This is a genomic window from Pseudomonas sp. R1-15 (genome assembly GCF_051132085.1).
Lineage (GTDB): Bacteria > Pseudomonadota > Gammaproteobacteria > Pseudomonadales > Pseudomonadaceae > Aquipseudomonas.
This window is the reverse complement of the sequence record NZ_CP071660.1, coordinates 1,850,001-1,869,024: the sequence shown is the minus strand read 5'-3', so window position 1 is coordinate 1,869,024 and position 19,024 is coordinate 1,850,001. Positions and strand designations below refer to the sequence as shown.

15 protein-coding genes, 2 tRNA genes and 3 rRNA genes (1 of these 20 running past the window's edge) are annotated in these 19,024 nt (G+C 60.0%); 9 read left to right on the top strand and 11 right to left on the bottom strand.

The genetic code is table 11. The annotated features are described in order from the left end of the window. Window positions 1-266: 266 nt before the first annotated feature. A complete protein-coding gene (locus J3P97_RS08575; protein WP_434673911.1) occupies window positions 267-1,001 on the bottom strand; it encodes a thioesterase II family protein in 735 nt (244 codons plus the stop codon). A 132-nt stretch (window positions 1,002-1,133) separates the two neighbouring features. Here J3P97_RS08575 and tam point away from each other — a divergent pair, with 132 nt between their 5' ends. After that, window positions 1,134-1,904: a trans-aconitate 2-methyltransferase gene (gene tam / locus J3P97_RS08570; protein ID WP_434673910.1), complete on the top strand. Its 771-nt coding sequence runs from the start codon at window positions 1,134-1,136 to the stop codon at window positions 1,902-1,904. A gap of 82 nt (window positions 1,905-1,986) precedes the next feature. Beyond that, a complete protein-coding gene (locus J3P97_RS08565) occupies window positions 1,987-3,120 on the top strand; it encodes a cupin-like domain-containing protein (RefSeq protein ID WP_434603392.1) in 1,134 nt (377 codons plus the stop codon). A 122-nt stretch (window positions 3,121-3,242) separates the two neighbouring features. On the opposite strand, the gene J3P97_RS08560 is transcribed toward J3P97_RS08565, so the two are convergent. Continuing rightward, on the bottom strand, window positions 3,243-4,415 hold the full coding sequence (locus J3P97_RS08560; RefSeq protein ID WP_434673909.1) for an MFS transporter: 1,173 nt from the start codon (window positions 4,413-4,415) through the stop codon (window positions 3,243-3,245). Between the two features lie 158 nt (window positions 4,416-4,573). Between J3P97_RS08560 and J3P97_RS08555 the strand changes: the two genes are divergently transcribed. From J3P97_RS08555 to J3P97_RS08540, 4 genes are all read left to right on the top strand, one after another. Continuing rightward, window positions 4,574-5,374: an SDR family oxidoreductase gene (locus J3P97_RS08555; RefSeq protein WP_434673908.1), complete on the top strand. Its 801-nt coding sequence runs from the start codon at window positions 4,574-4,576 to the stop codon at window positions 5,372-5,374. After that, window positions 5,367-7,190, top strand: a complete 1,824-nt coding sequence (locus J3P97_RS08550) for a glycoside hydrolase family 15 protein (protein WP_434673907.1) — start codon at window positions 5,367-5,369, stop codon at window positions 7,188-7,190. Before J3P97_RS08555 ends, J3P97_RS08550 begins: the two co-directional genes overlap by 8 nt. A 717-nt stretch (window positions 7,191-7,907) precedes the next feature. Beyond that, the gene (locus tag J3P97_RS08545; protein ID WP_434673906.1) at window positions 7,908-8,285 is read left to right on the top strand and encodes a hypothetical protein; all 378 of its coding nucleotides are present in this window, start codon (window positions 7,908-7,910) and stop codon (window positions 8,283-8,285) included. Between the two features lie 28 nt (window positions 8,286-8,313). Next, window positions 8,314-9,216: an alpha/beta fold hydrolase gene (locus J3P97_RS08540; protein ID WP_434673905.1), complete on the top strand. Its 903-nt coding sequence runs from the start codon at window positions 8,314-8,316 to the stop codon at window positions 9,214-9,216. Here the strand turns inward: J3P97_RS08540 and J3P97_RS08535 are convergent. Continuing rightward, a complete protein-coding gene (locus J3P97_RS08535) occupies window positions 9,185-10,177 on the bottom strand; it encodes a GlxA family transcriptional regulator (protein ID WP_434673904.1) in 993 nt (330 codons plus the stop codon). The genes J3P97_RS08540 and J3P97_RS08535 overlap by 32 nt on opposite strands. 101 nt (window positions 10,178-10,278) lie before the next feature. Here J3P97_RS08535 and inhA point away from each other — a divergent pair, with 101 nt between their 5' ends. Continuing rightward, complete coding sequence (gene inhA, locus J3P97_RS08530) at window positions 10,279-10,965, top strand: isonitrile hydratase (RefSeq protein WP_434569273.1); 687 nt, start codon at window positions 10,279-10,281, stop codon at window positions 10,963-10,965. A 47-nt stretch (window positions 10,966-11,012) separates the two neighbouring features. Here inhA and J3P97_RS08525 read toward each other — a convergent pair whose 3' ends face one another. After that, window positions 11,013-11,270: an Atu4866 domain-containing protein gene (locus tag J3P97_RS08525; RefSeq protein ID WP_434673903.1), complete on the bottom strand. Its 258-nt coding sequence runs from the start codon at window positions 11,268-11,270 to the stop codon at window positions 11,013-11,015. Between the two features lie 27 nt (window positions 11,271-11,297). Next, complete coding sequence (locus J3P97_RS08520; protein WP_434569275.1) at window positions 11,298-12,035, bottom strand: SDR family oxidoreductase; 738 nt, start codon at window positions 12,033-12,035, stop codon at window positions 11,298-11,300. Between the two features lie 199 nt (window positions 12,036-12,234). Here J3P97_RS08520 and J3P97_RS08515 point away from each other — a divergent pair, with 199 nt between their 5' ends. Further along, complete coding sequence (locus tag J3P97_RS08515) at window positions 12,235-13,182, top strand: AraC family transcriptional regulator (RefSeq protein WP_305495957.1); 948 nt, start codon at window positions 12,235-12,237, stop codon at window positions 13,180-13,182. 907 nt (window positions 13,183-14,089) lie between these two features. Here the strand turns inward: J3P97_RS08515 and J3P97_RS08510 are convergent. After that, complete coding sequence (locus J3P97_RS08510; protein ID WP_434603372.1) at window positions 14,090-14,548, bottom strand: SRPBCC family protein; 459 nt, start codon at window positions 14,546-14,548, stop codon at window positions 14,090-14,092. Between the two features lie 124 nt (window positions 14,549-14,672). Between J3P97_RS08510 and J3P97_RS08505 the strand changes: the two genes are divergently transcribed. Further along, window positions 14,673-15,074, top strand: coding sequence for a lysozyme inhibitor LprI family protein (locus tag J3P97_RS08505; RefSeq protein ID WP_434574251.1), 402 nt, complete (start codon window positions 14,673-14,675; stop codon window positions 15,072-15,074). Window positions 15,075-15,168: 94 nt separating this feature from the next. Here J3P97_RS08505 and rrf read toward each other — a convergent pair. The 5 genes from rrf to J3P97_RS08480 form a co-directional block, all read right to left on the bottom strand. Then, a 5S ribosomal RNA gene (gene rrf / locus J3P97_RS08500) occupies window positions 15,169-15,284 on the bottom strand. A gap of 149 nt (window positions 15,285-15,433) precedes the next feature. Beyond that, window positions 15,434-18,325, bottom strand: a 23S ribosomal RNA gene (locus J3P97_RS08495). Window positions 18,326-18,576: 251 nt separating this feature from the next. Then, a tRNA-Ala gene (locus J3P97_RS08490) sits at window positions 18,577-18,652 on the bottom strand. A gap of 27 nt (window positions 18,653-18,679) precedes the next feature. Continuing rightward, a tRNA-Ile gene (locus J3P97_RS08485) sits at window positions 18,680-18,756 on the bottom strand. 65 nt (window positions 18,757-18,821) lie between these two features. Continuing rightward, window positions 18,822-19,024: ribosomal RNA gene (locus J3P97_RS08480) — 16S ribosomal RNA — on the bottom strand; it runs 1,336 nt beyond the window's last position. Together the 16S, 23S and 5S rRNA genes with 2 tRNA genes alongside form the textbook arrangement of a ribosomal RNA operon.

Sequence of the window (19,024 nt, the reverse complement as noted above, 5' to 3'; positions counted from 1 at the left end):
TTCTGGGGTATCCGGAATCAGTGGGCACAGAGGCACAAAGGCAAGTCGTCCCTATGAAACGAATGCAAACCGGAAAAATTAGCGATTGGGAACAAGTGTCAGGAATGAAGAAAAACCGTGGCGAGGGAGCTTGCTCCCGCTCGGCTGCGCAGCAGTCGTAAACCGGCTGATGCGGTCTGCCTGGCTTAATGCGCCATCTCTTTTGGGGCGGCTTCGCCGCCCAGCGGGAGCAAGCTCCCTCGCCACAAAAGCGGGTCTTGAATCGGTTATGCGCTGATCGCCAACCCGTGTCGCCGGTGATGCACGCTCAGCTGATCCTTGATCAGCCGCAGCACCCTGGCCTCGTGTTCATGGATGAAGAAGTGCCCGCCCGCCAGCATATCCACGGAGAAGCTGCCGCTGGTTTCGCGGCTCCAGCCGATCAACTGTTCGGTGGTGGCCTTGTCGGCGGTGCCGCCGAGTACGTGCACGGGGCAGTTGAGCGGTGACCGAAGCCTTGGCTGGTAGCGGCCACAGAGCAGGAAGTCCGCGCGCAGTACCGGCAAGGTCAAAGCCATCAGCTCTTCATTGGCCAGCACCTCTTCGCTGGTACCGTTGAGGGTACGCAGCTTGTCGATCAGTTCGGCATCGGTTTTCGGCTCGGCGAAACCCCGGTCATAGTCGGCGCGCATCGTCGGCGCCGCGGTGCCCGAGGCAAACAGCGCTACCGGCTCCGGGCAGCCCAGCTCACGCAAGGCATGAGCGATTTCACAGGCCAGCAGCGCGCCCAGGCTGTGGCCGAACAAGGCGTAAGGGGCCTGGAGGGTCGGAGCCAGCTCCCGCGCCAATTGCTTGGCCAAGGGCCCCATGTCGGTGTGCAGCGGCTCGGCGAAACGCGCCCCACGCCCCGGCAACTCCACCGGCTGCACCGTCAGCCACTGCGGCACCTTGCGCCGCCAGCGGCTGTAAACCATCGCGCTGGCGCCGGAATACGGCAGACACAGCAGGGTCAGTTGGGTCACTGCGGTTTTCTCCGATCGTTTGTATAAAAGGAATAACGAGGCCGGGCCGTGCAGAATTAGTCACCGGCCCCTCGCCCGGATGCGTCTTATACTGCACGCCCGATGGCCTGGTCTGCCCTTAAGGAGAACACAATGAGCTGGTCCGCCCAACAATATGTCGCGTTCGAACAGGAACGCACCCGCCCGTCCCGCGATCTACTGGCGGCCATCCCGCCGGTACAGGCGCGTCAGGTCATCGACCTGGGCTGCGGCCCCGGCAACTCCACCGAACTGCTGGTCGATCACTTTCCCGACGCAACGGTGCGTGGCCTGGACAGTTCCGCCGACATGGTCGAAGCCGCCCGTAAGCGCTTGCCCGGCGTGACATTCGACACCGCCGATATCGGGCGCTGGAACGAAAGCGGCCCCTTCGACGTGATCTTCGCCAACGCCGTGCTGCAATGGCTACCCGACCACGCCACCCTGCTGCCGTCGCTGGTGGACAAACTCGCCCCTGGCGGCAGCCTGGCGGTCCAGATGCCTGACACCCTGCACCAACCGTCCCACCGTTTGATGCGTGACATTGCCGCCAGCGGCCCCTGGGCCAGTCAACTGGCCGGCGCGGCGGATTCGCGGACCGAGGTGGAGGATGCCAGCACTTATTACTCGATCCTCAAACCCCACTGCACCCGCGTCGATGTGTGGCGCACCACCTACCATCACCCGCTGGCCGGTGGCGCCTCGGGGGTCGTGGAGTGGTTCAAGGGCAGCGGCCTGCGGCCGTTCCTCGAGCCGCTGGACGACGCGCAGCGCGAGGACTACCTGAAGCAATACCTCAAGGCCATCGAACAGGCCTATCCGGCCCTGGACGATGGGTCGGTCCTGCTGCCGTTCCCGAGGGTGTTCATCGTCGCGACACGCTAGGGCGATGGTCGGGCGCGAGGGCTAAATTTCTGATCCGGGCCCTCGTTACCTGCTAAGACCAAAACCCACAAGAGTGACCGCCGTGGACCTGCAAACCATCCTGGGCAAACTGTTCGCCAACGCCGGCGCCGTTGGTATCGACGGCGTTTTCCAATTCGTGTTCGGCCCGCATCAGGCGTACTGGTCCGAGGTCAAAGCCAGCAGCCACACCCAGGCTGGTCGGCACAGCAGCCCCGACGTGACCATCGAAATCGCGGAAAAGGACTTTCTCGGGATCATGGCCGGCCTGGCCAATGTCGAGGAACTGTTCGCCAGCGGCCGCCTGAAGATCGGTGGCAACATGGGCCTGGCGACGTTGCTGCCGCAGATCATCGATCACGCCCGCAATGGCAGCCGCCCGGCGGAAAAGGTCGACATGAACAAACGCTACCCGACCCCGCCGCGCTTCAGCGAAACCCTCACCGCGAGCCTGCCGACCCAACGCAGCGTCGAGCGGCGGCCGCGCAGCGAACTGTCGGTGAGGGATTTCCAGGCACGCTACCTGCCCCATGGCATTCCGCTGGTGATCAGCGACGCGCTGCAGGACTGGCCCTTGTTCAAGCTCAGCCGGGAAGAATCCCTGGTTCATTTTGCCCAGCTGCAAGGCATCACCCGCCACGGCGACTACGTGAAGAAAACCTTTTCCACGGAGCGGGATTTCCGCTCGACCTCCATGGCCGATTTCATCGAGTCCCTCGACAACCCGGCCGCCAAGGGTGCAGACGGCGAGCCGCCAGCCTACATGGGCAACAATATACTGCCGGCGCAGCTGATGGAGCTGATTAAGTACCCGCCCTACTTCGATCCGTCACTGTTCATTCCGCCGCGCATCTGGATCGGCCCCAAGGGCACCCTCACACCGCTGCACCGCGACGACACCGACAACCTGTTCGCCCAGGTCTGGGGCCAGAAAACCTTCACCCTCGCCGCCCCCCACCACCGCGAGGCCCTGGGCACCTGGTCGACCGCGCCCCAGGGCGGGCTGGACGGTTGCGACTTCAACCCGGACGCGCCGGACTACGAGCGTTTCCCCCACGCCCGCGACGTGACCTTCCTGCGGGTGACGCTGGAGGCTGGGGATTTGCTGTTTTTGCCGGAGGGCTGGTTTCATCAGGTGGAGTCGGTGTCCACCTCGCTGTCAGTGAATTTCTGGGTGAATTCGGGGCGGGGTTGGTAGCGTCCGAAGTTTGCTTTCGTGGCGAGGGAGCTTGCTCCCGCTCGACTGCGCAGCAGGCGCAAACCTTGGGGTCGCTACGCAACCCAGCGGGAGCAAGCTCCCTCGCCACAAGAAGGTGTGCGTTATTTTTGCTGGCGATAACTTTGCACCGCCGCTCCCAGCACCACTGCCCCAGCCGCAATCGCCAGCCAGAAACCACTGCGCGCGCCATACGTATCCACCAGCCAACCCGAGCCCGCCGCGCCGATGGCCACGCCGATGCTCAGCCCGGTCACCAGCCAGGTCAGGCCTTCGGTGAGCCGCGCCGGCGGCACGATGCGTTCCACCAGGGCCATGGCGACAATCAGCGTCGGCGCGAAGAACAACCCCGCAACAAATACCGCCAGCGACAGCCCGAGGATATTGCTCGCCAACAACAGCGGCAGCGTGGTTACCGCCGTCGCCACCCCGCCGTACAGGAACAATCGCGGCAATGGCAACTTCGAACGCAGCGCACCAAACGCCAGGCCGGCCAGGCACGAGCCGATGGCATAGACCGACAGTACGATGCTCGCCGCCGCCGGTTGTCCCTGATGCTGGGCGAACGCCACGCTGACTACGTCCACCACCCCGACGATGACGCCCATGGCGACCATCAACAGCAGCAGCAAAAGCACGTCGCTTGAGCTGATGATCGAGCCCTGGTGATGCGCCTGATGCGGGTGCACCGGCGGCTCGGTGCCGCGCTGCAGGACAAACGCCGTCACGCCGATCGCCAGCAGCAACACCGAGGCCAGCGGCCCGGCCTCCGGGAACGCCACCACGCACAACCCCACCGACAGCGGCGGTCCGACGATGAAGCAGACCTCGTCCAACACTGACTCCAGCGCATAGGCAGTGCGCAGCTGCGGCTGGCCGCGATACACCTCGGTCCAGCGCGCCCGCACCATCGCCGACATGCTGGGCATGCAACCGGCCAGGGCGGCGAACAGGAACAGCGTCCACTGGGGCGCCTGCAAGCGCGTGCACAACAGCAGCATCAGCAACGCCCCGCCACCCAGCAGCGCCGCTAATGGCAAGACCCGCCGCTGGCCAAAACGGTCGACCAGCCGCGACACCTGCGGCGCGCAGAACGCCGTCGCCAAGGCAAACGTCGCCGCCACCGCGCCGGCCAATCCGTAACCGCCCTTGAGCTGCGCAAGCATGGTGATCACGCCGATCCCGGTCATCGATATCGGCATGCGCGCGATCATTCCTGCCAGCACGAAGCCACGGCTGCCAGGTGCGCTGAACAGTTCACGATAAGGATTTGCCATGGGATGCCGCCTCAACAAGGGCCTGCAACTTGCCACAAAGGACGGTGCCGGGGAAAGCGCAAAACTGTCGGTGAAATGTGAAGACTGCCGCCTGCAAATGAACTCTGCGCGCCTGTCGTCAGTCAGCAAGTAAGGCCCTCAGTTCAAGGTGCTATCCCATGCAGATTTCTCTTGCCCGACAAGTTGCTCTGGTTACCGGCGCCAGCTCCGGCATTGGCGCCGGTGCGGCCCGGGCGCTGGCGGCGGCCGGTGCCGCTGTGGTGCTCAATTACCATTCCAGCGCCGGACCCGCCGAAGACCTGGCCCGCGAGATCAACGACAGCGGTGGCCGAGCCATCGCCATCGGCGCCGATGTGTCGAAGGAACAGGACGTCGAGCGGCTATTCGCCCAGACCCTGGACGCGTTCGGCACGCTGGACATCCTGGTCGCCAACTCCGGCCTGCAAAAAGACGCCGCCGCCGTCGACATGAGTCTGGACGACTGGAACACCGTCATCGGCGTCAATCTCACCGGCCAGTTCCTTTGCGCCCGCGCGGCCTTGCGCATTTTCAACCGCCAGGGCATTCGCCAGGGTGTGTCCCAGGCCGCCGGCAAGATCATCCACATGAGTTCGGTGCACCAGCGCATCCCCTGGGCCGGCCACGTCAATTACGCGGCGTCCAAGGGCGGCATCGATCAGCTCATGCAGACCCTGGCCCAGGAAACCAGTCACCAGCGCATCCGCATCAACAGCATCGCCCCCGGCGCCATCCGCACGGCCATCAACCGTGAGGCCATGGAGGGCGACAAGGAACAGGAGCTGTTGCAGCTGATTCCCTACGGCCGGGTCGGCAATGTGGAGGATGTCGCCAACGCGGTGGTCTGGCTGGCGTCGGACCTGTCCGATTATGTGGTGGGCACCACGCTGTTCATCGATGGCGGGATGAGCCTCTATCCGGGGTTCCGCGGCAATGGCTGATCATGACGAACCGCAGAGCCCGATCGAGAACCACGGCATCATCGGTGACATGCGCACGGCGGCGCTGGTCAACGATCGGGGCAGCGTGGATTTTTTCTGCTGGCCGGAATTCGACAGCCCGTCGATCTTCTGTTCGCTGCTCGACACCCCCGAAGCGGGCATCTTCCAGCTTGCTCCGGATTTGCCGGATGCCCGTCGCCAGCAAATCTACCTGCCCGACACCAATGTCCTGCAGACCCGCTGGCTGAGCGATGGCGTGGTGGTGGAGATCACCGATCTGCTACCCATTGGCGACAGCGAGGATGATTTGCCGGTCTTGATGCGCCGAGTGCGCATGACGGTCGGCAGCGCGACGTTTCGCATGCGCTGCGCGGTGCGCCATGATTATTCACGCGCCGCGACTACCGCGCGCCAGGACGGCGATCACGTCATCTTCGAGGCCCCGCAGCAACCGAGCCTGCGCCTGTGCGCCGACCAGCCCATGACCCTGGATGGCCAGGCGGCGGTGACCGAGTTCACCCTGGGCCAAGGCCAGACCGCTGAATTTCTCTTGGGTGGCATCGACGACCCGCGCCTGGTGGACGACACCAGTACCCTGTGCCTGGAGAGAACCCTGGCGTTCTGGCGCGGCTGGATCGGCCAATCCAACTACCGTGGCCGCTGGCGGGAAATGGTCAACCGCTCGGCGTTGGCGCTGAAGCTACTGACCTCGCGCAAACAGGGCGCGATCCTCGCCGCCGCCACCTTCGGCCTGCCGGAAACACGCGGCGGCGAACGCAACTGGGATTACCGCTACACCTGGATCCGCGACGCCTCGTTCACCGTCTACGCGTTCATGCGCCTGGGCTTTGTCGACGAAGCCAACGCCTATATGCGCTGGCTGCGCGGCCGGGTCAGCGACTGCCGCGAACAACCGACCAAGCTCAACATTCTTTACGGCCTGGACGGCCGGCTCGAACTGCCGGAAACCGAGCTGACGCACCTGAGCGGCTACGGCAACGCGCGACCGGTGCGCATCGGCAACCTCGCCTACCAGCAGGTGCAGTTGGACATCTTCGGCGAGTTGATGGATGCGGTGTACCTGGTCAACAAATACGGCGAAGCCATCTCCCACCAAGGCTGGAAACACACGGTCGATGTGGTCGACCAAGTGTGCGAAATCTGGCGGGACAAGGACGTGGGCATCTGGGAAATGCGCGGCGAGGAGCAGCATTTCCTGCATTCGCGGCTGATGTGCTGGGTGGCGGTGGACCGTGCCATCCGTCTGGCGAGCAAACGTTCGCTGCCCGCCCCGTTCGCCCGTTGGGACGAGACTCGACAGGCCATCTATGAAGACATCTGGACGAATTTCTGGAATGACGAACACCAGCACTTCGTCCAGCGCCTGGGCAGCACCGCCCTTGACGGCTCGATGCTGCTGATGCCGCTGGTGCGCTTCGTCAGTGCCCGCGACCCGCGCTGGCTGTCAACGCTGGACGCCATCGAGAAAGATTTGGTGCGCGACGGCATGGTCTATCGCTACCGCACCGACGACGGCTCCATCGACGGTCTCAGCGGCACCGAAGGTTCGTTCGTCGCCTGCTCGTTCTGGTACGTCGAGTGCCTGGCCCGCGCCGGCCGCGTGGAGAAAGCCCAACTGGAATTCGAACAGTTGCTGCGCTACGCCAATCCGCTTGGGCTGTATGCCGAGGAATTTGACAGCCATGGTTATCACCTGGGTAACCTGCCCCAGGCGCTGAGCCATCTGGCGCTGATCAGCGCGGCGAGTTTCCTGGACCGCAGGTTGAGCGGGGAGAAAAATCATTGGCAGCCGTGAGGGGAAATTTGGATTGTCCCCCGTGGCGAGGGAGCTTACTCCCGCTGGGTTGCGCAGCGACCCCAAAAATTCCGGATTGAAAAACGACGACTGCTGCGCAGCCGAGCGGGAGCAAGCTCCCTCGCCACAGGGGGCCTGCAGCGCTCCGGCTAGCGCGGTGGCTCCGCCAGTTCGATGTTATCCAGCGCTCGGTTGGCCAGCAGTATTCCCAACTCGATCAACTGCTGAAGCCCCAGCGGTGGAGTTCGCCATTTCCGCGACCAAGCAGAGGGTGGAAATCCGGCAGGGCCGCAGCCCTCCCACGCACAGTAAGCCATAAAGCAGACAATGCGCCATTCTAAACCCGGACGACCAAGCCCGGTCGCTGATTTTGGAGCGACGAACAAAGCCTATTCCCACCGCTTCCGAACCACCAACCGCCACGACTCGTCGGAAAATTCTGATTCGCCAAATTTTTTGTAGGACCACCAAGCCCGTGGCGAGGGAGCTTGCTCCCGCTGGGTTGCGCAGCGACCCCAAAAATTCCGGATTGAAAAGCGACGACTGCTGCGCAGCCGAGCGGGAGCAAGCTCCCTCGCCACGGTGGATCTGCTTTTCGCCAAAGCCAAACGCATTTGAGTGACTCCTGGTTGCCAGCCCCGTCCCCCTCTCCTAAGATCGACGCACTCACGGGTGCAGCGGAGCTGCCCGATAAGAACCCGACTCAAGGACCCGACCATGACGCATATCCAACGTCCCATCACCACCGAACCCCGCACCGGGCTGAGCCGCGAAGAACTCTGGGACGGCCCGGACAAGGGCTTGATCAAATGCTGGGAAGTCGGCCGCGACCGGGCGCAGAGGTTCCCTGAACTGGCGCAACGTTGTCTCGCCGGAGAGCTGCCGGTGCTGGGCTGGAAAGGCGGGGTCAGCCGCAGCCTGAAGAAATCCGCCAAGTTCGGTTGCCTCAAGTACCTGGCCCAATGGCAGGGCCTGCGCGGCGAAGACCTGGACATCGACCTGGCCGAGGAACGCACCCTGACCTGCTCAAACACGAGCATGATCGTGACATTCACGCCAGACCGGGCCAAATATGTGAACCAGGAACCCGCCTGACCCCAACCGAATGAAGCCGGAGACCGACATGACATCTGCGCCCAGGATCAATTTTGCGGTAACGCCGCTGCTGCGCATCGCCTATGAGGAACACGGCCCCGCCAACGGCGAGCCGATCATCCTGCTGCACGGTTTTCCCTACGATCCGCGGGCCTTTGACGAGGTTGCCCCGCCCTTGGCCCAACGCGGTTATCGAGTCATCGTGCCGTACCTGCGCGGCTACGGCCCGACCCGGTTCAACAATCCCGCGATTGCCCGCTCCGGCCAGCAAGCGGCACTGGCCCAGGACCTGCTGGACCTGATGCACACACTCGACATTCCCCAAGCTGCGCTGTGCGGCTATGACTGGGGTGGCCGCGCCGCGTGCATTGTCGCCGCGTTGTGGCCCGAGCGCGTTCGCTGCCTGGTCACCGGCGATGGCTACAACCTGCAGAATATTCCTCGATCAACCCAGCCACTGGACCCGGAAACCGAATACCGCTTGTGGTATCAGTATTACTTCCACACCGACCGCGGCGTCGGAGGCCTGAAGCAGAACCGACGCGAGCTGTGCCAATTGCTCTGGCGCCTGTGGTCGCCGACCTGGGCGCGCGGTGCGGAGCTGTATCCGCTGAGCGCGCCTTCGTTTGATAATCCGGATTTTGTCGAGGTGGTGATTCATTCCTATCGCCATCGCTTCATGTACGCGCCGGGAGATCCGACGCTTGAATGGATGGAGGAACAGTTGGCGGCGCAACCGGCCATCGGCGTGCCGAGTATTTCCCTGTGCGGCGCAGATGACGGCGTGGGACCCGCGCCCGAGCACGACGAAGATGCCGCGCATTTCACCGGACGCTACGAGCGCCGCGTGCTGGCTGGCGTCGGCCATAACATTCCTCAGGAAGCACCTGAAGCCACGCTCAGGGCATTGCTGGATTTGCTTGAGGGCTGAGCGCAAACCGCTCGCGATAAGCCTGGGGCGTCACGCCCATGCCCCGCAGAAAACTGCGACGCAAGGTTTCTTCGCTGCCGAAGCCGCATTGCAGGGCGACGCGCTTGATCGGCACCGCACTGTCGCAGAGCAGCCGCCGGGCAGTTTCCACGCGGATCAGTTCCACCGCACGGGCCGGGGTCTGGCCGGTCTCGGCGCGGTAATGACGGACAAAGCTGCGCTCGCTCATACCGGCCTCGGCGGCCAGGCTCGACAAGCCCAGGTCGCGAGTGAGGTTTTCGGCGATCCAGGCGTGCAGTTTATCGAAACGACCGCCCTGCTCCTGTAATGCCAAAGTAGCGCTGAACTGCGACTGCCCCCCGGGGCGCTTGAGGAATACCACCAGATGCCGCGCGACTTCCAGCGCCATCGCCCGGCCCAGGTCCTCTTCGACCAGCGCCAACGCCAGGTCAATGCCGGCCGTGACTCCAGCCGAGGTCCAGACCGAACCATCCTTGATGAAAATCGGATTGGGTTCGACCTGCAGTTCTGGATGTTGCCGGGCCAGCTGTTCACAACGGGTCCAGTGGGTCGCCACCCGGCGTCCGTCCAGCCAGCCACTGGCCGCCAGCAGAAACGCCCCGGTACACACCGATGCGACTCTTCGCGAACGCGCTCCCTGATCCTTGACCCAGGCCACCAGCGCAGGATCTTTCGCGGCTTCGTACACGCCCCAACCGCCGGCAATCAACAAGGTGTCACTGCCCTCGCTGGGCAGTGGTTCGGCCATCAGCGCCAACCCCGCCGACGACATCACCGCCCCGCCACCCGCAGCAATAACAGTCGGCGCATACGGCGCCGGCAAGCCTTGTCCGCAAACCAGATCATTGGCCGACGCGAAGACCTGCAGAGGCCCGGTGACATCCAGCACTTGTACGTTGGCGAAGGCCAGCACATGAACGGTTTTTGCTGTGTTTGGCATATTGGCGTGATTCGAGGGCTTATTGGCGAATACGCCAGATCCTACGAGTCTAAAGTCAAACCGTCCACCCTCTCGGGCAATCATCCAAAGGAGCACGCGACATGACGTTGCAGATCGGTTTTCTGTTATTCCCCCAGGTTCAGCAGTTGGACCTCACCGGGCCTTTTGACGTGCTGGCTTCGCTGCCAGATGTGAAAGTGCATCTGATCTGGAAAGACCTGGCGCCGGTTACCTCCAGCACGGGCTTGGTCCTGCTGCCAACCACCACCTTCGAGGACTGTCCGAAGCTCGACGTCATTTGTGTCCCCGGTGGTAGCGGCGTCGGTCCGTTGATGGAAGATGAGCAGACCCTGGCCTTCATCAAGCGCCAGGCCACTCATGCCAAATACATCACCTCGGTGTGCACCGGTGCGCTGGTACTCGGCGCGGCGGGATTGTTGCGCGGCAAACGCGCCACCACCCACTGGGCCTTCCACAGTTTGTTGCAGCCGCTCGGGGCGACGCCGGTCACGGACCGTGTGGTCCGCGACGGCAACCTGCTTACCGGTGGTGGCATCACCGCGGGAATCGATTTTGCCTTGACCCTGGCGGCCGAGCTGTTCGACCAGGACACCGCCGAGCTGGTCCAATTGCAGCTTGAATACGCACCTGCTCCGCCGTTCGCCGCAGGTTCTCCGGACACCGCGCCGACGCTGGTGCTCGAAGAGGCCAACCGGCGTTCGGCGGAATCGTTCCGCGTGCGCTCGCAGATCACCCAGCGGGCTGCGGCACGCTTGGAATCAGCGTAGCGGCAGGTTCAGCCAGACACAGCAATCCGGTGCCTGGCTTGGATGGCCTATTCCTCCTGGCGATACAGGACCATTCCGGCGTGATACAGCACGCCATCGCGAAAATCACCGTCGGCGGTGAAACCCGTATCGTCGTGGTATTCGATATGGTCGTCCTGCAGCCAATAGTCGCCCTCGTAGGCACTCTTGCGAGTGCCACGTGCTTCGTCGTAGCGCCCGCCCGGAAGCAACCGATGGCGAATCACGCCATCGGCCGTCACCCACAGGCCGACGAATTTGTCCTGGTCTCCAAATGCCTTTCTCATGGGACGTCTCCTAGTGGTCGCCAGGTTTTAAAATGGGCTGGCCGTCGGCCGCACTACCAGTTCGCTGACGTCCACGTCCGCCGGTTGCTCGATCGCATAGGCAATTGCCCGAGCGATGGCCTCGGCGGGGATGGCGATCCTGCGGAACTCGCGCATCTCGGCCCGTCCGCCTTCGTCGGAAATGCTTTCGGCCAGTTCCGACTCGGTCACGCCGGGGGAAATCACCGTCACGCGGACATCCCCACCCACCTCCTGGCGCAGGCCTTCGGAAATCGCCCGTACGGCAAACTTGGTCGCGCAGTACACAGCGGCAGTCGGGCTGACGGTGTACGCACCGATGGAGGCAATATTGATGAATTGTCCGCTGCGCTGGCGCTGCATCAACGGCAGGCCGGCGGCGATGCCGTGCAGCACGCCACGGATGTTGACGTCGATCATGCGGTCCCATTCCTCGACCTTCAGCGCCTCAAGCTTGGAGAGCGGCATGACGCCGGCGTTATTGATGATCACATCAAGCCCGCCGAATTTCTCGACGGCGAAATCGATCAGGCTCTGGACATCGTCGCGACGGGTCACGTCCACGGCTTTGCAGGCAGCCCGGTGACCGGCGGCTTCAAGTTCTTGCACCAGCGCTTGCAAGCGCTCCACGCGCCGGGCGCCAAGCACCACGCAAGCCCCGCGGGCCGCCAACAACCGTGCTGCCGCCTCACCAATCCCGCTGCTAGCGCCAGTGATGACCACTACTTTGTTTTGAATATCGGACATGATGGTTTCCTCGTCTGGATGCGTTGGCCCCCGGTGGGAGCGTTTTGACAGGTCCAGATTAGGAGGGTGTCAGGCGCTTCGGTTAGCCGGATTCTCCTGCGCATTTGCACGATCCTGTAACGATAACGCCTCTGGTCGTTACGGCTGCAATCAGCTTTACTAGCGCGATCCATTAAATTGGTCAGGGAGATTGATCGGCATGTCGGTATCCACGTCCATCACCATCACGCCCATTAACGGCGTAGATCAGCGTCGCGCCGAGCTGGCGAACCTGATGAAGCGCTTCGCACCGGAATATGGTGTCCACGCAACGGCCATCGAGGCCTTGCACCTGATCCGCAGCGATCAACCCACCGAGGCCTTGCACGTTGTGCACAAGCCCGGGCTGTGCGTGATTGTCCAGGGGCGCAAGGAAGTCACGCTGTCTGACGAGCGCTATGTTTACGATCCGCTCAATTACCTGGTGGTCTCGGTGACGCTGCCGCTGGCCGGCCAGGTGATCGAGGCCAGCCCCGAGCAACCATACCTGTGCATACGCCTGGACATCGACCCGGCACAGATCTGCCAGTTGATCGCCGATGCCAGCCCAATTGGCGTACCGAGCGAAAGAGCCGATCGCGGATTGTTCCTGGACCGCATCGACGAGCCGCTGCTCGACGCAATGCTGCGTTTGCTGCGACTGCTCGACAGCCCGGACGACATCGCCACCCTCGCGCCACTGGCCCAGAAAGAGATTTTCTACCGACTGTTGCGGGGCGCCCAGGGCAGGCGGCTGCACGAAATCGCTATTCCTGACACCCAGACCCACCGCATCAGCCGCGCCATCGAGTGGCTTAACACCCATTACGCCGAACCATTGAGCATCGACAGCCTGGCGCAGATGATCAATCTGAGTCCGTCGGCACTGCATCATCGCTTCAAGGCCGTGACCGCCATGAGCCCGCTGCAATACCAGAAACAGTTACGCCTGCAGGAAGCCCGACGACTGCTGCTGGCGGAGAACAGCGATGTTTCGTCAATCGGCTACAAAATGGGCTACGAGAGCCCCTCGCAGTTCAGCCGTGAATACAGCCGTCTATTCGGCGCCTCACCGAGCAAGGACGTCGCTCGCCTTCGCGCCCAGGCGTTGCAAGCGAGCAGCGCCTGATTGTGCATACAAACAGGATCAGGCAAACAGAGCGCAGTATCCGACTAACGACCCTAGCCACCTCGCCCCTACTCTGAACCCATGCAGCAAGACAACCGTCCGGGCTGCAACGGGTTCAGCAGATTTCGACATCTGAACGACCCGGCACTCAACCCTTTGATACGACCGGAGTCATTGCCATGAAAACTTTCAATTCCTTGATCGCCGTTACCAGCCTTGTCCTGAGCGCCAGCGCTTTCGCATTGCCAAGCCAGCAACAGGATCGATTCTTTACCCAGTCGCCTGAGCCTTCGCAGTCAGTAGCAGCAGACGGCGCGGATCGCACTCCTGGCGGTCAGACTCTCGCTGCTGATGGCGCTGACCGTACTCCCGGTGGCCAGACTCTCGCTGCTGATGGCGCTGACCGCACCATGGGACGGCGCCTGGCATGACGGGGCTATTCTTTGGACGAAAAAAAACCCGCCTAGGCGGGTTTTTCAAGGACCAGATTGACTTCCTGTCAGGCACTCCATGCCGGGTCCCATCATCCATGACCCCAAGCACTCCCTGTACTCAGTGGATGGATATAGATTAGAGGGGATCAATAGGCAGAAAAAGACGAGAAAGCAGCGTCGCAACGTAAGCGTTTCGCTATGCGCCACTGTTACTTTTCTACAGGCGAAAAAAAACCCGCCGAAGCGGGTTTTTCCAAGACCATTACGACTCCCTGTCGGTAGCCATCCTTGCAAGGTCGATCGTCCCTGATCCTGAGCACTTCCTGTGCTTCAGTGGATGAGGCTAGATTACGCGTCGGATCCAAAGTGAAACAGAGGACATAGCTACCAAGCCGTGTAAGACATTCGCCATATCACCCCTTCCGGAAACCCTTAGCCCGGTCAGGTAACCGGCGTTTGGTCCTTGGGATCCATCATGGCTTGTTCAGATACTCTTCAATATTGGCCATCTGTTCATCCCAACCACGACTGTCCATTCGGAAAGCCTTGAGTCGACGCGCCTCGGGAATGTCATTGAACCCCGACTCCACTACCTTCAGCAGAGTGCCACCGCCCATGTCTTCAAGCTCGAATAGCACACGCGTCTCGGACTCTTGGGAATAGTCGGTCTGCGGCTCCACAGCGTAAGGATGCCAGCGAAACGAGAACACTCGCTCGGGTTCGACACGCTCCACCAGGACATCCCACACAAGATGCTCATAACCCGGATAGGTAATCTGCCCTTGGGTGCGCTCACCGGCGACAAACCGCTTGCCCGCGAGATCCACGCCAAACCATTGGCCGAAGGCTTCAGCATTGGCCATGGCTCGCCAGACCTGCGAACGCGGCGCCTTCAACAAGATCTTTCTTTCGATACGATCAGATAGATGCATGGGTCGTCACCTCCTGTGTTCAACATTAGGCCTGTAAGACCACAAGGCCAACCGTAAAGTTGTATCAACGCCTTGTTTGGTTACACTCCTCCAGCAGTTTTTACCCCTCATGGAGAGATTGATGATGTACACCCGTTTGTTGCTGCCCCTGATTCCGCTGTTGTTCATTGGCGCTGTCCAGGCTGACGTTTGTACCAACGCCACGACCCAAGGCGACATAAACCAGTGTGCAGCCCAAGAGACCAAGGCCGCCGACAAGGAACTGAACAGCCTGTACAAACAGATCACAGCGCGTTTGAAAGACAATGCCGAGGCCAAGCAGTTGCTGGTCAAGGCACAGCGAGCCTGGATTGACTTCCGTGACGCCGAATGCAGCTTTTCTGCTTCTGGTGCCGAAGGGGGGAGCGTCTATCCGATGATTCAGAATGACTGCATTACAGCCCTGACGAAGGCGCGAGTAGAGGCGTTCAAGACGTACCTTAACTGCGAAGAAGGAGACCTGAGCTGCCCGGTACCTGGGGCTTGATTGATGGTGTCGAAGAGGATGTCCTCAGGGCAATTTTCTTGCGGGCAAAACAAAACCCCTACCTGCGTCAGCAGATAGGGGTTTCGGAATTTAATCTTGACGATGACCTACTCTCACATGGGGAAACCCCACACTACCATCGGCGATGCATCGTTTCACTTCTGAGTTCGGGATGGGATCAGGTGGTTCCAATGCTCTATGGTCGTCAAGAAATTCGGTAGCCAGCGCGTGCCTTGCGGTCACGTTCCGGCGAATGGGTATGCGATAGTTTGTGGGTTTTGACTCGAACTTTCGGTTCATCTCGTCTTCACACACCGCAATCTGGCCTCTTTCGAGTCTACAGATTGCTTGGGTGTTATATGGTCAAGCCTCACGGGCAATTAGTACAGGTTAGCTCAACGCCTCACAGCGCTTACACACCCTGCCTATCAACGTCGTAGTCTTCGACGGCCCTTCAGGGGACTCAAGGTCCCAGTGAGATCTCATCTTGAGGCAAGTTTCCCGCTTAGATGCTTTCAGCGGTTATCTTTTCCGAACATAGCTACCCGGCAATGCCACTGGCGTGACAACCGGAACACCAGAGGTTCGTCCACTCCGGTCCTCTCGTACTAGGAGCAGCCCCTCTCAAATCTCAAACGTCCACGGCAGATAGGGACCGAACTGTCTCACGACGTTCTAAACCCAGCTCGCGTACCACTTTAAATGGCGAACAGCCATACCCTTGGGACCGGCTTCAGCCCCAGGATGTGATGAGCCGACATCGAGGTGCCAAACACCGCCGTCGATATGAACTCTTGGGCGGTATCAGCCTGTTATCCCCGGAGTACCTTTTATCCGTTGAGCGATGGCCCTTCCATACAGAACCACCGGATCACTAAGACCTACTTTCGTACCTGCTCGACGTGTCTGTCTCGCAGTCAAGCGCGCTTTTGCCTTTATACTCTACGACCGATTTCCGACCGGTCTGAGCGCACCTTCGTACTCCTCCGTTACTCTTTAGGAGGAGACCGCCCCAGTCAAACTACCCACCATACACTGTCCTCGATCCGGATAACGGACCTGAGTTAGAACCTCAAAGTTGCCAGGGTGGTATTTCAAGGATGGCTCCACGCAGACTGGCGTCCACGCTTCAAAGCCTCCCACCTATCCTACACAAGCAAATTCAAAGTCCAGTGCAAAGCTATAGTAAAGGTTCACGGGGTCTTTCCGTCTAGCCGCGGATACACTGCATCTTCACAGCGATTTCAATTTCACTGAGTCTCGGGTGGAGACAGCGCCGCCATCGTTACGCCATTCGTGCAGGTCGGAACTTACCCGACAAGGAATTTCGCTACCTTAGGACCGTTATAGTTACGGCCGCCGTTTACCGGGGCTTCGATCAAGAGCTTCGCGTTAGCTAACCCCATCAATTAACCTTCCGGCACCGGGCAGGCGTCACACCCTATACGTCCACTTTCGTGTTTGCAGAGTGCTGTGTTTTTAATAAACAGTCGCAGCGGCCTGGTATCTTCGACCGGCGTGGGCTTACGCAGCAAGTGCTTCACCCTCACCGGCGCACCTTCTCCCGAAGTTACGGTGCCATTTTGCCTAGTTCCTTCACCCGAGTTCTCTCAAGCGCCTTGGTATTCTCTACCCAACCACCTGTGTCGGTTTGGGGTACGGTTCCTGGTTACCTGAAGCTTAGAAGCTTTTCTTGGAAGCATGGCATCAACCACTTCGTCACCCAAAGGGTAACTCGTCATCAGCTCTCGGCCTTAAGATCCCGGATTTACCTAAGATCTCAGCCTACCACCTTAAACTTGGACAACCAACGCCAAGCTGGCCTAGCCTTCTCCGTCCCTCCATCGCAATAACCAGAAGTACAGGAATATTAACCTGTTTTCCATCGACTACGCTTTTCAGCCTCGCCTTAGGGACCGACTAACCCTGCGTCGATTAACGTTGCGCAGGAAACCTTGGTCTTTCGGCGTGGGTGTTTTTCACACCCATTGTCGTTACTCATGTCAGCATTCGCACTTCTGATACCTCCAGCAAGCTTCTCAACTCACCTTCACAGGCTTACAGAACGCTCCTCTACCGCATCACTTGCGTGATACCCGTAGCTTCGGTGTATGGTTTGAGCCCCGTTACATCTTCCGCGCAGGCCGACTCGACTAGTGAGCTATTACGCTTTCTTTAAAGGGTGGCTGCTTCTAAGCCAACCTCCTAGCTGTCTAAGCCTTCCCACATCGTTTCCCACTTAACCATAACTTTGGGACCTTAGCTGACGGTCTGGGTTGTTTCCCTTTTCACGACGGACGTTAGCACCCGCCGTGTGTCTCCCATGCTCGGCACTTGTAGGTATTCGGAGTTTGCATCGGTTTGGTAAGTCGGGATGACCCCCTAGCCGAAACAGTGCTCTACCCCCTACAGTGATACATGAGGCGCTACCTAAATAGCTTTCGAGGAGAACCAGCTATCTCCGAGCTTGATTAGCCTTTCACTCCGATCCACAGGTCATCCGCTAACTTTTCAACGGTAGTCGGTTCGGTCCTCCAGTCAGTGTTACCTAACCTTCAACCTGCCCATGGATAGATCGCCCGGTTTCGGGTCTATTCCCAGCGACTAGACGCCCTATTAAGACTCGCTTTCGCTACGCCTCCCCTATTCGGTTAAGCTCGCCACTGAAAATAAGTCGCTGACCCATTATACAAAAGGTACGCAGTCACCCAACAAAGTGGGCTCCCACTGCTTGTACGCATACGGTTTCAGGATCTATTTCACTCCCCTCTCCGGGGTTCTTTTCGCCTTTCCCTCACGGTACTAGTTCACTATCGGTCAGTCAGTAGTATTTAGCCTTGGAGGATGGTCCCCCCATATTCAGACAAAGTTTCTCGTGCTCCGTCCTACTCGATTTCACTTCTAAGATCCTTTCGCGTACAGGGCTATCACCCACTATGGCCGCACTTTCCAGAGCGTTCCGCTAAAATCAAAGAAGCTTAAGGGCTAGTCCCCGTTCGCTCGCCACTACTAAGGGAATCTCGGTTGATTTCTTTTCCTCAGGGTACTTAGATGTTTCAGTTCCCCTGGTTCGCCTCTTGCACCTATGTATTCAGTACAAGATAACCATCTTATGATGGCTGGGTTCCCCCATTCAGACATCTCCGGATCAAAGTCTGTTTGCCGACTCCCCGAAGCTTTTCGCAGGCTACCACGTCTTTCATCGCCTCTGACTGCCAAGGCATCCACCGTATGCGCTTCTTCACTTGACCATATAACCCCAAGCAATCTGGTTATACTGTGAAGACGACATTCGCCGAAAATTCGAATTTCTCAACTAAGAGAACTCACAAATTTTACCTTAGCCTGAGCCGTTACCAGTGAAAGTAACGTTCAGTCTATCTTTCTATCACATACCCAAATTTTTAAAGAACGATCTAATCAAAAGACTAGAAATCAACATTCAGGCACCGTACGGTGGAATGCTCATTTCTAAGCTTTAAACGTTGGTACCAATCTGTAATGGTGGAGCCAAGCGGGATCGAACCGCTGACCTCCTGCGTGCAAGGCAGGCGCTCTCCCAGCTGAGCTATGGCCCCGTATCGCTACAGGGGACACCATGAAATTGGTGGGTCTGGGCAGATTCGAACTGCCGACCTCACCCTTATCAGGGGTGCGCTCTAACCAACTGAGCTACAGACCCAATCGTCTTCTTCAATGAATCAAGCAATTCGTGTGGGAGCTCATGAAGCCGCTGCGGTCGTCGATTAAGGAGGTGATCCAGCCGCAGGTTCCCCTACGGCTACCTTGTTACGACTTCACCCCAGTCATGAATCACACCGTGGTAACCGTCCTCCCGAAGGTTAGACTAGCTACTTCTGGTGCAACCCACTCCCATGGTGTGACGGGCGGTGTGTACAAGGCCCGGGAACGTATTCACCGCGACATTCTGATTCGCGATTACTAGCGAT

Bases quoted from the DNA above. Each gene is read 5' to 3' on its own strand.
- tam (WP_434673910.1), top strand. From the start codon at position 1,134: ATGAGCTGGTCCGCCCAACAATATGTCGCGTTCGAACAGGAACGCACC.
- J3P97_RS08560 (WP_434673909.1), bottom strand. From the start codon at position 4,415: ATGGCAAATCCTTATCGTGAACTGTTCAGCGCACCTGGCAGCCGTGGC.
- J3P97_RS08555 (WP_434673908.1), top strand. From the start codon at position 4,574: ATGCAGATTTCTCTTGCCCGACAAGTTGCTCTGGTTACCGGCGCCAGC.
- J3P97_RS08550 (WP_434673907.1), top strand. From the start codon at position 5,367: ATGGCTGATCATGACGAACCGCAGAGCCCGATCGAGAACCACGGCATC.
- J3P97_RS08545 (WP_434673906.1), top strand. From the start codon at position 7,908: ATGACGCATATCCAACGTCCCATCACCACCGAACCCCGCACCGGGCTG.
- J3P97_RS08540 (WP_434673905.1), top strand. From the start codon at position 8,314: ATGACATCTGCGCCCAGGATCAATTTTGCGGTAACGCCGCTGCTGCGC.
- J3P97_RS08535 (WP_434673904.1), bottom strand. From the start codon at position 10,177: ATGCCAAACACAGCAAAAACCGTTCATGTGCTGGCCTTCGCCAACGTA.
- inhA (WP_434569273.1), top strand. From the start codon at position 10,279: ATGACGTTGCAGATCGGTTTTCTGTTATTCCCCCAGGTTCAGCAGTTG.
- J3P97_RS08525 (WP_434673903.1), bottom strand. From the start codon at position 11,270: ATGAGAAAGGCATTTGGAGACCAGGACAAATTCGTCGGCCTGTGGGTG.
- J3P97_RS08520 (WP_434569275.1), bottom strand. From the start codon at position 12,035: ATGTCCGATATTCAAAACAAAGTAGTGGTCATCACTGGCGCTAGCAGC.
- J3P97_RS08515 (WP_305495957.1), top strand. From the start codon at position 12,235: ATGTCGGTATCCACGTCCATCACCATCACGCCCATTAACGGCGTAGAT.
- J3P97_RS08510 (WP_434603372.1), bottom strand. From the start codon at position 14,548: ATGCATCTATCTGATCGTATCGAAAGAAAGATCTTGTTGAAGGCGCCG.
- J3P97_RS08505 (WP_434574251.1), top strand. From the start codon at position 14,673: ATGTACACCCGTTTGTTGCTGCCCCTGATTCCGCTGTTGTTCATTGGC.